Origin of the sequence: Marinimicrobium sp. C2-29 (genome assembly GCF_038419845.1) — a bacterium.
Classification (GTDB): domain Bacteria; phylum Pseudomonadota; class Gammaproteobacteria; order Pseudomonadales; family Cellvibrionaceae; genus Marinimicrobium.
Genome location: NZ_JBCAQT010000014.1, coordinates 59,400 through 71,977 on the forward strand (window position 1 = coordinate 59,400; position 12,578 = coordinate 71,977).

10 protein-coding genes are annotated in these 12,578 nt (G+C 61.1%); 5 read left to right on the forward strand and 5 right to left on the reverse strand.

Annotated elements, in window-relative coordinates:
- Positions 1-24 precede the first annotated feature (24 nt).
- From AAE484_RS14015 to AAE484_RS14030, 4 genes are all read left to right on the forward strand, one after another.
- Complete coding sequence (locus AAE484_RS14015) at positions 25-777, forward strand: ABC transporter ATP-binding protein (protein WP_341939035.1); 753 nt, start codon at positions 25-27, stop codon at positions 775-777.
- On the forward strand, positions 777-1,949 hold the full coding sequence (locus AAE484_RS14020) for an ABC transporter permease (RefSeq protein WP_341939036.1): 1,173 nt from the start codon (positions 777-779) through the stop codon (positions 1,947-1,949). The genes AAE484_RS14015 and AAE484_RS14020 overlap by 1 nt, the downstream gene beginning before the upstream one ends.
- A 168-nt stretch (positions 1,950-2,117) precedes the next feature.
- Positions 2,118-3,845 carry a PAS domain S-box protein gene (locus tag AAE484_RS14025; RefSeq protein ID WP_341939037.1) on the forward strand — a complete coding sequence of 576 codons (1,728 nt, stop codon included), beginning with the start codon at positions 2,118-2,120 and terminating at the stop codon, positions 3,843-3,845.
- Between the two features lie 223 nt (positions 3,846-4,068).
- Complete coding sequence (locus AAE484_RS14030; protein ID WP_341939038.1) at positions 4,069-4,242, forward strand: YqaE/Pmp3 family membrane protein; 174 nt, start codon at positions 4,069-4,071, stop codon at positions 4,240-4,242.
- Positions 4,243-4,264: 22 nt separating this feature from the next.
- On the opposite strand, the gene AAE484_RS14035 is transcribed toward AAE484_RS14030, so the two are convergent.
- From AAE484_RS14035 to AAE484_RS14045, 3 genes are all read right to left on the reverse strand, one after another.
- Positions 4,265-5,107: a DMT family transporter gene (locus AAE484_RS14035; protein ID WP_341939039.1), complete on the reverse strand. Its 843-nt coding sequence runs from the start codon at positions 5,105-5,107 to the stop codon at positions 4,265-4,267.
- Between the two features lie 101 nt (positions 5,108-5,208).
- Positions 5,209-7,683 carry a YbcC family protein gene (locus AAE484_RS14040; protein WP_341939040.1) on the reverse strand — a complete coding sequence of 825 codons (2,475 nt, stop codon included), beginning with the start codon at positions 7,681-7,683 and terminating at the stop codon, positions 5,209-5,211.
- Positions 7,680-9,263: an NADH-quinone oxidoreductase subunit L gene (locus tag AAE484_RS14045; protein WP_341939041.1), complete on the reverse strand. Its 1,584-nt coding sequence runs from the start codon at positions 9,261-9,263 to the stop codon at positions 7,680-7,682. Before AAE484_RS14045 ends, AAE484_RS14040 begins: the two co-directional genes overlap by 4 nt.
- A 100-nt stretch (positions 9,264-9,363) precedes the next feature.
- Here AAE484_RS14045 and AAE484_RS14050 point away from each other — a divergent pair, with 100 nt between their 5' ends.
- Positions 9,364-10,257 (forward strand): LysR family transcriptional regulator, encoded by an 894-nt coding sequence (locus tag AAE484_RS14050; protein WP_341939042.1) that lies wholly within the window; start codon positions 9,364-9,366, stop codon positions 10,255-10,257.
- Positions 10,258-10,278: 21 nt separating this feature from the next.
- Here AAE484_RS14050 and AAE484_RS14055 read toward each other — a convergent pair whose 3' ends face one another.
- Positions 10,279-11,565 carry a cation:proton antiporter gene (locus AAE484_RS14055; RefSeq protein ID WP_341939043.1) on the reverse strand — a complete coding sequence of 429 codons (1,287 nt, stop codon included), beginning with the start codon at positions 11,563-11,565 and terminating at the stop codon, positions 10,279-10,281.
- On the reverse strand, positions 11,562-12,578 hold the full coding sequence (locus tag AAE484_RS14060; RefSeq protein ID WP_341939044.1) for a chemotaxis protein CheB: 1,017 nt from the start codon (positions 12,576-12,578) through the stop codon (positions 11,562-11,564). Before AAE484_RS14060 ends, AAE484_RS14055 begins: the two co-directional genes overlap by 4 nt.

Consider the following 12,578-nt stretch of genomic DNA (forward strand, 5'->3'; position numbering starts at 1 on the left):
GGCCCGAGGCAAGGAGAATCCCCCATGATCAAGGCAACGAATCTGGCCAAGTCATTCCCCCGAAAAGGGCGCCGCAAGGAACAGATCGTGGCGGTGAGCGACGTCACCCTGACCGCTGAAGACGGCAAAATCACCGGCCTGCTGGGCCCCAATGGCGCCGGCAAGTCCACCACCCTGAGAATGCTCACCGGGCTGCTGGCACCCGATGCCGGCAGCGGGGAAGTCGACGGCTGGGACATCCGCAAAGACAAACTCAAAGTGCGCGAGAGCATCGGCTATCTGCCCCACAATGCCGGCATCTACCCGCGTCTGACGGCCCGAGAAAACATCCGTTACTTTGCCCGGCTCTCGGGAATGGAAAAGTCACTGACCGAGCGGCGTGTGGACGAGCTGATTGAACAGCTGGCCATGGAAGACTTTGCCGAGCGGCGTGCCGAGGGATTCTCCCAGGGCCAGAAAACCAAAGTGGGTCTGGCCCGGGCGCTGATCCACAACCCGAAAACATTGGTCCTGGACGAACCCACCAACGGCCTGGATGTGATGGCCACCCGCAAGTTGCGCAAAATCCTGCGTGCGCTGCGCGACGAGGGGCACTGTGTGTTTGTCTCCAGCCACATCATGCCGGACGTCACCCTGCTGTGCGACCACGTGGCGATCATCAGTGAGGGTCGGGTCATCGTGGAAAACAGCGTGACCAACATACTCGAGCAGACCGGCCAGACGGATTTTGAAGACGCCTTTGTCGTGGCCATCGGCGAGTCACTGGAGGACGTGTGATGAGAAAAATTCTGATCATTGCCCAGAAGGAAATCATCGACAACCTGCGCGACAAGCGTTCGGTCTTTTTCGCGCTGGTCTACGGCGCGGTACTGATGCCGGCACTGATGTTCGGGCCGCTGATTTACGCCACCCAGGAGCAGTTCTCCCAGGGCCCCGAAACACCGGTGACCATTCATGTGGAGGGTGAAGAGCGGGCGCCCAACCTGATCAACCATCTGCACCGCAACAATATCGATGCGGAAACCGCGCCGGAGAATTATCGCGAGCAACTCATGGACGGCGAACTCGAGCTGGTCATGGAGATCGCCGAAACCTACGGCGAGAACTTCACCGGGGGTCGCCCGGCGCGGGTCACCCTGCACTACAATCGCGAAGAGGGCGAATCACAGAATCTGTACTGGCGCGTGCGCGGTCAGCTGGATGGCTACAGCCAGACACTCGCCGCCCAGCGCATGGCCATTCGCGGTTTCGACCAGGGCGTACTGCAACCACTGGACATTGTCGAAAGCGAGCTGTCCAAAGAGGACATGGGCGCGGGCATCATCGGCAACCTGCTGATGTTCCTGGTGGTGTTGTCCATGACCATGGGCGGCTTTTACCTGGCCATCGACACCACCGCCGGCGAGCGCGAGCGACTGTCGCTTGAACCGCTGCTGAGCCTGCCGATCACCCGCTTTCAGGTTACACTGGGCAAGTACCTGGCGATCCTGGCGTTCGTCGGGGTGGCCTTTGTGACGCCGGTGATCAGCGCCTCCATTCTGATTCAGTTCATCCCCGAGCAATTTTTTGGCAGCGCCAATTCTCCCAGCACGTTCACCCTCGTCAAAGTCCTGATCCTCAACGCCCCTCTGTGCCTGTTGATCAGCGGCTTTTTGATGGCGATCGCCGCCTACGCCAAGAGTATCAAGGAGGCCCAGACCCAGCTCGGAATGGCCATGCTGCTGCCCATGGTGCCTTTTTTTGTCACGCAGTTCATGGATGTGTCACTGGACGAAACCACCCGCCTGATTCCGGTCCTCAGCCAGTACCTGTTCACCAACGAACTGATCATGGATCCCGGCTTTGCCCTGTCCAACGCCCTGCCCGGGACCCTGGCCAGCCTGGTCGCGGCCGCCGGCTTTTTCATGATCGCGGTATCGCTGTACCGCAAGGACAGCATTCTGGGTTGACCCCGGATTGAAAAGGAGTTGGACGACGCGGGGGAAACACCGGGACTCAAGTATTGGGCGTGCCCGCCGACAACCTCAACAATGATCCAGACGCCACTTCCGATAGTATCAGAGTGGACGCTAAACATTGACCGGTTGATTTGAGATCCGCCGCCCAAGGCCCCCACTATGATGCAAATGCTTTCTCGCTGGCTCTTGCCATCCCGAGCCGCGCAGGCACTGGAGAACTCACCGCTGGCGGTGCTGACCGTCGACCAGAACAATCAGGTAATATATTTCAATGCGGCGGCCGAGCGCCTCTGGGGGCACACAAAAGCCAGCGTTCTGGGCCAGCCACCGTCAAAACTGCTGCCTGCCAGCGCGCTGAGCCAACGCTCGGCCGCCACCGATGAAGCCACCTCCGAATATCAACTGAGCTGTGCTGATGGTCGCCGTTTCTGGGCCCAACTGGACGTCTCCCACGTCAAAGTGGGCCGAGCGACTCACCAGACGGTATTCGTCCGTGACGTGACCAGTGTGCGGTACGCCCGGGAGATGATGAATCAGACCCTGGAGCAGGCCATGGATGCCGTTGTGTCGATTGATGAGCACAACAATGTGACCTTCTTCAACAAGGCCGCCGAAGCCGTATGGGGTTACGACCGCTCGGAAGTACTGGGCCACAACGTCAAGATGCTGGTACCCCACGGCATGCAGCACCAGCACGATGGTTTCGTCAACCGAAACCGCCAGACCGGACAGAACCGGATTGTCGGCAGCTACAAAGAGCTCCCCGTGGAACGCAAAGACGGATCCAACCTTTGGGGGCAGGCGGCGATCAGCAAAATCGAATTCGATGGCCGTATCACCTACACCGCTTTCATCAAAGATGTCACCGAAGAGGTGGAGAAGCGGGAAAAAATGGAGATGCTCTCGCTCGTGGCCGACAAGGCCAACAGCGGCATCATCATCACTGATGGTGATGGCAAAATCGAATACATCAACGCCGGCTTTGAAAAGCTGACCGGGTACAGCCTGGAGGAATCGCGGGGCAAGAAGCCCGGCCCCATGCTGCAGGGCGAAGGCACCGACCCGGCAACGGTCAAGAAGATTCGCGAGCACCTCGATCGCAAAGAACCCTTTTACACGGAGATTCTCAACTACCACAAGAACGGAACCCCCTACTGGGTATCACTTTCAATCGCACCGGTCTTCGATGAGCGAGGTCAGGTGGAGCGTTTCATTTCGGTAGAAGCGGACATTACCCAGAGCAAACAGGAAACCGTGGATTTCACCCGACGCCTGAACACCATTGAACGCTCCATGGTGACCATGGAATTCGACCCAAATGGCCACTTTTTATCCGCCAACAAACTGATCCAGGACAAGTATGGCAGTAAGGACACGGTCGCCCGGGTTGCGAAAGCCCTCTGGGAGCAACTCACGACCGAGAACCTCGGCAGCCTGCGCAGTACCGGAGAGTTCAGCGGGCGCGATTCGGTGAATGTCCCCGGGCTGTCTCCGCTGGCACTGGACTATCAGATCGTGGCGCTGAAACAATTTTCGGGCGAGGTGCGTCAATACGTTCTGTTCGGCATCGACATTACCGATCGCCACCTGGCGCTGAGTGAAACCCAGCAGGCCATGGAGTCGGTACTGCAGGTCAGCAACCAGATCAGCGGTATCGTCTCAACCATCAATGCCATTGCCGACCAGACCAACCTGCTGGCATTGAATGCTGCAATTGAAGCCGCGCGCGCCGGCGAGGCGGGCCGGGGCTTTGCCGTGGTAGCCGATGAAGTGCGAACCCTGGCGAGCAAATCCAGCGCCTCCGCCGGCGAGATCGATAACCTGGTGGATGAAACCAACCAACGGGTGGAGGCACTGGCCACGTCGCTGAACAAGATTGATGGCTAAGCGCTCGCCCCCGGACGGGAGCCACCCGTCGCACCCCCGGGGGACCAGGCTGCTTGAATCATCAGTACAATACCGACCCGGCACAATAACAGTCGCCCAAATCATCAAGTCACACTTTTGTACTTCGAACTGATCTAAACTGTGTGAAAGGCAACAGACGAACCCAACGGCAGGCCTTTAGGATGAGGGACAACCTCATACTCTCAAGAGAAAGGAGACTACCATGCCCTTCACAGCGACTGACCCGATCAAGATACTCTTCGCCATTCTACTGCCGCCGGTTGGCGTTTTTCTGGAGGTGGGCCTCAAAGGCCATTTCTGGTTGAACATACTGCTGACGTTACTCGGTTTCATTCCCGGCATCATTCACGCGCTGTATGTGATCTTCAAACATTGATCAGGCAGAGCGGGAACTGACGTTAACTGTGTGACCGCTGGCGGATGACCAGCGCGATACCGCCGAGAATGGCTACCGAGGCCAGCGCCAGGCGCAAGGTGATCGGCTCGCCCACAAACGCCACGCCTCCCAGGGCCGCAAGGACCGGAACACTGAGCTGAACGGTGGCCGCACTCGTGGTTTTGAGAGCCGGCAAGGCCGTATACCAGAGGGCGTACCCGACGCCGGAGGCCAGCGCACCGGAAGCGACGGCGTACCAGAACCCGGTCACATCCAGGGAAGTTCCCCTCAACATGAGCAGACTCAAAACGACCGAAATGGGGACAGCGCGCAGGAAATTGCCAGCGGTGACCCGGGTGGGGTCGCCCGCGCCCCTGCCCCGCAGGGAGTAGATTCCCCAGGCCACGCCGGCGCCCAGCATCAACACGGAACCATACAGCGGTGGGGCCGAGATTCCCGGCAGTAGCAGGCCCACCAGCCCCCCGAGCGCGAGGACAAGGCCGATAACCTGAAGCTTGAAGAGCCTCTCACCGGCAAAGAGGCCATAGCCGATCATTGTCGCCTGAACAGCGCCGAAGAGCAGTAGCGCCCCGGTCCCGGCGGGCAAACTCACATAGGCAAAAGAAAATCCCGCCGCATAGACGAACAGCGCCAGCGAGGATAACCAGTTGCCACTCCCGACGTCACTGCCCCGCCTCAGGCTCACGATCAGCCACAGCATCAGCGCGCCGGAGGCCAGTCGAATGGTGGTAAAGCTGGCCGCATCGATGCGGGTGTGTTCAAGCGCCATCCGGCAGAGCACCGAATTGCCCGCGAAGGCGACCATCGTCAGTGATGTGATGATCAGTAGGCGAGCGTTGGACATTGCGCTTTTCCCGGGGCCGAAAGGAACCTGTTTGATTCGATCATTGTGCATGTTCACGAATCGCCAGGATATCCTCAATATCCACGGGGCGCGATAGCGCCCTACTCCCGGGCGCGAAAGGCCCGGATGTCGCCCGTGCGGTCGTCCACCTGGAACAGGTGGAGCCAGCCATTGTTGACCAGTGCCTGTAGCATCTCGTGCTTGCCGATGATCCTCTCGATAGCCTCGGTGGGGGCGGCCAGGTAGACACTGAGCCGCAGGGGCTCGTGCATCCACTGCTCGCCATTGTGCAATGACTGCCAGGGCAGACCGATCCGCAGGTCACCCCCATTGCCCTCGAAGACGCCGATATGCCCGCCGACCACATTGTGCAGCACCTTGTTGCCACTGCCGAACTTGCGGTTGTCCAGAGTGGAACAGTTGTACTGCATGTTGATCCAGTGCGCGACCACCATGGGCGCGGTCATGATCAACTCCAGGCGCTCAAACTCGCCATCCGACGAGGCGTCGTAGTCGTGCAGAAAGCATCGCCCCTGCAGATCGATCGACCGGGTCAGGGCTCTGGGCGCGGCAATGAAAGCGGCATTGTTGGCCAGCCCCCACTCGGGGCGGGTATGAGACCAGTCGCCCTGGCGGTTTTCGAGCCTTTTTTCCAGATCGGGCGACCCGGGCTCCAGCCCGAGGGATTCGGCCCGCTCGCCCCGGGTCCGGGCCTCGGCCCGGGCGATCCATGCCTGCTCGGTTTCCCCGACCAGCTCCCGGTTCTCCAGAATTTCAATCCGGTCGGTGATCGTGTGATGCAACGCGGGGATGAAGCGGGTGTGCTCGGGAATCTCGATGCCCTCCCGGGCCAGTTCCGCGCGCACCGGCTCATCGTTCAACAGCCGCGCCAGCGCCCGGGCCGAGACTTCGCCGGACTGCCCGCCGCAGGCGCCACACTCCAGCCCGGCGGCATGGGGATTGTTGCTGCTGTGGCTACCGTGTCCGACCAACAGGATCCGGGGGGCGAACCCCCGCGTCAGCCCCATGGCGGTGAGCACACCGCGAGCGAGCGGTACCCGGTCGGCCGGTGTCAGCGGCGCTTTCGAGTCGCGCCACCGCCAGGTGGTATTGCCCAGGGAGCAGGCGTGGTTCTCGACTTTGGAGGCCAGCGAGCGGCGCAGCAGTTTGCCCGCGTACAGAAGCCCGCCGGCCTCTACCGCGGTGAAGGTTGAGGCGGCCGTCTGCGACCACTCCTGCAGACGCGCCTTCCAGTTCAGTTGCCGCGCCGCCTGCTGGCCCTCTTGCTCCGACTCGTTCACCAGCTCAATTTTGGGGGACAGCAGCCCGGGCAGGTGCGGCTGTGCCAGCGTCGAGCCGGGGGCGACAAAGCTCAGCGGCAGCCCGAAAAAGCCGGCAAAACCGATGGTCTGGATGCTCTGGCTCTGTTGCTCCAGCGCCCTTCGCATGGGTTCTGAGCGGACATCGATACAGAATACCGCCTGCAGATCCGGAGCCTCCGTCTCTTCCGGCGGCGCCTGAATCGACCGGGTCAGCGCCTCTTGCAGTGGCTGTTGATAGGCCAGCTCACTGGCCCGTTGCCAGACCCACAGTGGGCGCTGCGCCTGGATATGACGCTTGATCAGGCTCGGCAGCGCGTCCAGCTCCCGGTGCCACAACCAGCTGAGGTTCCGCGCCTGTTCGGGCTGACTCTGGTGCAGGTAGCGCCAGAGCGCGAGCTCCCAGGCCAGGCGAATCGCCAGCAGGCTGCGTGTGGCCGGAGTGGACGAGGCGTCGGGTGCCTCCAGATTCCGCTGCCAGTCCTCGTAGGCCACCCAGGAAGCCCAGCCGTTGATATCCAGCAGCAGCGCCTGGGCATAATCCTCCAGCTGACTGTCATCAATACCCAGCTCCTCAATGGCAGCCTCATAGAGCGCATCGTCGGTTTTCGGCAGGGTTTTGAAAAAGTGCTCCAGGCCGGGCTCGTCCATCAGGATGGCGATGCCGCGATCCATCAACGTAGTACGCAGCCAGTGTTGATAGAGACTCAGCGGCGTCTCAGAGGCTTGCCCCCGACTCAGACGCTCGGCGTTCAGCGGTCCGTCGGGCTGAAAGTAGGCAGCACAGAACTGGCTGATCTGGTGGATGATTTCATCCCGCCAGGCCATCTTGTGCTGCCGGTCGCGGCCCGCGTCGACCAGGTCACTGATATTGTGCCAGTGCGGCAGGCGGCTCAGCTCCCTCACCACTCTGAGCAGGTTTTTATGCCCGCCTTCGTAACCGAGCTCTCCGGCCGCCCGGCTCAGGTGATGATCCGTAATCTGCCCGGACTGCCAGCACCGCAGGAAATGGCTCGGTGGCATCAGGTTGTGGATGTACGCCAGCGCCGACAGCCTCGCTGACACCGTCTCGATGGACTGCTCGCGCATGGCCCAGAGGGGATTGACCGCAATCAGCCGATCCAACGGCCAGCTCGGCGCGATGCTGGTGCAGGCCTGCTCCAGCGCCTGCTCCTGAGCCGGGGTCAGTGCCGACAACCGCTCGTCAGTGGGCGCCTCAGCGGTGAGCGCAAGCGTGGCTTTCTCAAAGGCTGTCATAGCAGACCCTCCTCGGATATGGGGTGCAGTTGTTTGGGCCGGGCACGACGGGGGAGCTTATGCGGCCAGATTTGCAGAGTGGTCCGGGTGACCCACTCGTCCAGGTAAAAACCGGCGTAGAGGTAAACATTCAGTGTCTGCACCCAGGGCCGGTGCAGGCAGTGGCGCTGAAGGTAGTAGCCGAGAAACAGCGCGACGAACAGCGTGCTCATCCAGAGGTCGGCCCAGATCGGTGTGACATGGGCAGGCCCGGGAAAGACCACACCAAGAACAGACTTCAGGGCCAGGTAGACCGAGGTCAACACCACCGCCAGGGCGGTAAAGGCGAGCAGCGAGCCGGTGGTGACCCGGCTGCCGCGCTCGGCCAGCAAGACAGTCAGTGCCAGGGTGAGAAGCACCCAGGGGCTGAGCGCATCAAAGGCGGTGGATTCAAACCCGGACTGGGCCACCACCCCGAAGCCGGCAACGATCAGGGCGCTGATCGCCAGAGCGCCCAGCCAGCGGACCGCACTGGGCGAGCGCGCCGGGGCCTGGCGACGCAGCAGATCCTGCTGGACCGCTTCACCCGAGCTGAGGAAGGCATAGGCCTTGTAACAGGAGTGGGCCAACAGGTGCAGCAGCGCCAGCTCAACCAGGCCCAGGGCAATCTCCACCAGCATCAACCCCATCTGGGCGCTGGTGGACCAGGCCAGCCGGACCTTGACGCTGATGCGCGTCATCATCACCAGCGCGGCCAGCACACTGCTGACGCCGGCTACCAGCAGAATGAGCGCCTGGGCCGGCACTGATTGCAGCAGCAGGGGGGAAAACAACAGCAGCAGGTAGCCGCCCAGGTTGATGACACCCCCGTGCAGAGTCGCCGAGACCGGCGTGGGCGACTCGACCACCTGGATCAGCCAACCGTGCAGGGGTAGCTGGGCACACTTGATCAGGGCCGCCATGGCCAGCAGGCAGGCGGCGAACTGTTCGCTCACCGTCAGGGCGGCGGAATCGGCGGTATAGGCGGCGACAATCGTACTGATCTGGCCCGTGCCGTGGTGCAGGTACAGCAGCGCAAAAGCGGTGAGCGCGCAGAGTTCAGCGGCCCGGGCGAACAGGAATTTTTTGTGGGCCGCCAGCGCGGCGCGCGGCCGATCGGGGTAAAACATGAGCAGCTGGTGCATCGCCATACTGATACCCAGCCAGGCGGCGAGAAACACCAGCAGGTGGTCACTCAGCACCGCGATACTCACGGCCGCGAACACCGCCTGAACCAGCGCGGCAAAGCGCTGTTGGCGCGGCTCGCCCTGCAGGTAATGGGTGCTGTAGCGCACCACCACAAAGCCGATGAAGTTGGCCAGCAGGAGCATGATCAGGTGCAGTGGTCCGGACTGCCACCAGCCACCCGTCAGGCCCGGGCCGCTCAGCAGGCCGAGAACCAGCAGCGCGGCGGAAATCAGAAGCCCGCTCAGGGTCGTGGCCCTGGCCAGGCGCCAGGCGGCGACCGGCTGCGGCTGGCGGTAACTGAGCAAGGCGCCCAGCCCGAGCAGCAGTGGTGCGGCCGTCAACAGCGCCGTGGTGGGTAATTCGCTCCAACTCATCGGTCAACTCCATAGGTACATGAAGTCCCGAGTATCCCTCTGATGCTTTCTCACGTAAAATAGATATAACTTCACACATTGTTCGATAAATAAGAACGATATGAGCCGACTCAACTACCATCATCTTTATTACTTCTGGCGTGTCGCCTCCGAGGGCAACCTCACCCGGGCCGCCAAACAGCTACACCTGTCCCAGAGCGCGCTGTCGGCCCAGATCCGTCAGCTCGAAGAGCGGATGGACCGCTCGCTGTTCGAGCGCCGCAACCGCAAGCTGGTGCTCACCGAGGCCGGAAGGCAGGTGTTCAACTACGCGGAAGTGATTTTCACCAAGGGGGAAGAGCTCGAATCCCTGATCAACCGGGGCATCGAGCCCGAGCGCCAGTCGATCCGCATCGGCATGTTATCGACCATGTCGCGCAACTTTATCGAGGGGTTCGTCGAACCTCTGATCGACCCGTCGATGCACAAGGTACACTTCAGTCTGCATGCTCGCGGCATGGCGAATCTGCTGGATGGACTGGCCCGCCATGAATTTGATGTGGTGCTCACCAACACCCAGCTGCAGCCCTCGGGCTCACCGGCGGTGGCCTGGCAGAGCCAGCTGCTGGCGCGACAGCCCCTGTCGATCATCGGCCCGCCGGAATCCGATCCCGAGGCCCCCTTCCCTCAAGGATACGAGCACCTGCGCTGGGTGCTGCCCGGGGAACCTCACGAAATCCGGCGCGAATTTGAGGGACTCTGCAGCCTGCACCAGTATCGCCCGGATGTGCTGGCCGAGGCTGACGACATGGCGATGTTGCGGCTTCTGACCCGCGACAGTGGCGCGGTGGCCGTATTGCCGGAAGTGGTGGTCAAGGATGAGCTGCTTCAGGGCCGGCTGAAACGCTATGAACGGCTACCCAACCTTTACGAAAACTTCTACGCGATCACCCTGCCGCGGGAGTTCATGCCGAGCCTGGTCTCCGACCTGCTGTCCCGCCCGCTCTGGGCCTGAAGCCGGGTTTGAGCCTGGAGCTCAGGACCACCATCTGGACATCATCGGCTTGACCGTCAGCCCGTGGATCACGATCGAGAGCACGATCACAATCAACGTAATGTGAATGAATTCGGAAGCCAACTCTTGGGGTAACCCAAAGACAACGGCAAACATCAGGTAGTACATTGAACCGATGCCGCGCACCCCGAACCACCCCACCAGCATCTGCAGCCGAAAGGGAGCGCCAGAACCGAGCAGGCCCAGGAGGACGCTGACGGGGCGAACCACCACAAATAGGAACAGCGCCAGGCCCACAGCTCTGACACTCCACGAGTTGAGAAACAGCATCCCGCCCAGCAGGAGCACGAGCACCAGCTCAGACAGTCGCTCCAGAGGCTCCTTGAACAACAACGCCCCTTCCGACACCGGCGGGCTGTGTTGTCGTAAGGGCTCATCAACCGGTTCAGAGTCGCCCGGCTCCCGCTCGACATTCTCAGTGGGAGCGCGAATACCCGCCAGCTGTAACTCCGATTGGCGCAAAGCAATGGCGGCCGCGAAAACCGCCAGAAAACCCCAGGCCTCGAGCAGCAGACAGACACCATAAACCAGTCCAATCAGGCCCAACCCGAGAAAATCATCCAGCAACGGGCCCTGGTCGCTGAGCAAACGCTGTTTCCGCACAATCCGGGCCAGAACGTGGCCCATTACGACGCCGATCGTCAGGGCCACAGCCGTCGACCACAAAACATCCTTCAACACCCAGAGCCCAACCAGCTCAAAACTCGGCGGCGCGCTCAACAGGGCCAGCCCCAACATGATGAACGGAAACGCCGTCCCGTCATTCATCCCCGCTTCACTGGTCAGGGTGAATCGCAAGGGATCTTCGTCACCCATATGCCGAACCTGGACATCCGAGGCCAGCACCGGGTCGGTGGGCGCCAGAATACCGCCCAGGAGAATCGCCGCCCCCAGAGGCAGATCCAACACGTAGTATGCGAAGGCGGCGGTCAGAACGACGCTGATGGTCATGGAGACAAACGCAAGCCGTACCGGGACGCGCCAATGTCGCCAACTGACCGGCACAGGCATTTTCATTCCCGCGATAAACAGCGACAGCAACACCGCCACTTCAGCGAGCACTTCCAGCAGGTGGGCCTGTTTCAGCGGATTGAAGTGAAATGCCCCGATCACCGTCGGCCCCAGGACGATCCCGATGGCGAGATACACCGTGGCGGGCGTCAGGCGTAACCGCTGAACAAAGGGGGAGCGCAATCCCATCACGATCAACAGGGCTCCTATCAGGACAAACCAGACGGCATTGCTCAAACACTCTCTCCGAATCGAGCCCCAGGGGAATCTTTGTCAGTCGATTTCAACATGGCGCGTATGCGATCAATATGGACCTGTGAATCTTTGGCCCGTTGGGACGTCGATGGGAGGGATCTTCTGCTGTCCCCCTGGCTCATGGTGACCAGCAGGTTCTGGCGTTCCTCAAACATTCTCAACGCAACCCACAGCGTTTCTTCAATCTTTACCGTCTGTTGCGCCAGCAGTGCCGAGGAGGTAAAGGCGTGGCCGGTATGACAGCGGTACCTCAAAAACTCCCCCTCCTCCATCTGCCACAACACCCCACCACAATCAGGACAATTGAAGGGCACCTGATCACCGAGCGCCTCGACGGAGGGCAGGTCGCTCAACACACGCTGGGCGATCTTTGCCTCAATCACGATGTCTTCCGGAACCGGGCCGCGCTCGGGTAGCTCTCTTCTCACAAGCTCAGACAGCAACGCCCCCATCCGGGCCACTGGCAGGCAGTAGTCGACCCCGACGTTCGCTATGACCGATTGCGGCATGTCGGGATACGACGCATCCTGAGGATCCTGCGCAATACAGACTCCCCCGCACCGTTTGATCGCCATCATGCCACTGGTGCCATCATCCAGATACCCGGTCAGGATGATGCCAACCACCCGGTTGCCATAAGCCACGGCCGCCGAACGAAACAGGGGGTCAATCGCCGGGCGCGAACGGTTCTCCCGGGCACCTTTGGTAATCAGGATCCTGCCTTCCTCTATCAGCATATGCTGGTCCGATGGCGCCACGTAAACCGTACCGCTCTCAAAGACTTGCTGATCGGACGCATGAATACAGGTAAGAGGACCGCATTCATTCAACACTTTGACCAGGGCTTCACCTGTGGTGTCCGCAGCCATGTGATTGACAATAAAAATGGGATCCGGAAAGTCTCCGGGCAACTGCGCGAGTAACTCCTTTAATGCTGCCATGCCACCAGCGGAGGCCCCGATAACCACCGGCATTGGGCTTCTGATCTGATTCAC